The following is a 219-nucleotide window of genomic DNA, read 5'->3' on the forward strand; positions in this document are numbered from 1 at the left end:
GACTATGTGAAGAACATGATCACCGGTGCTGCCCAGATGGACGGCGCGATCCTGGTCTGCTCGGCTGCTGACGGCCCCATGCCGCAAACCCGTGAGCACATCCTGCTGTCCCGTCAGGTTGGCGTTCCGTACATCGTGGTCTTCCTGAACAAGGCGGACATGGTTGACGACGCTGAGCTGCTGGAACTGGTCGAGATGGAAGTTCGCGATCTGCTGAGC

Annotated in this window: 1 protein-coding gene; it reads left to right on the forward strand. The window is 59.8% G+C overall.

Going from position 1 to position 219, the window contains the following annotated elements:
* On the forward strand, positions 1-219 hold a 219-nt coding region (locus ACTV8E_RS20740), incomplete at both ends, for a GTP-binding protein (RefSeq protein WP_443200704.1).

It is taken from the genome of Pseudomonas sp. B392_1p (genome assembly GCF_052245235.1).
Taxonomy (GTDB): Bacteria; Pseudomonadota; Gammaproteobacteria; order Pseudomonadales; family Pseudomonadaceae; genus Serpens; species Serpens gallinarum.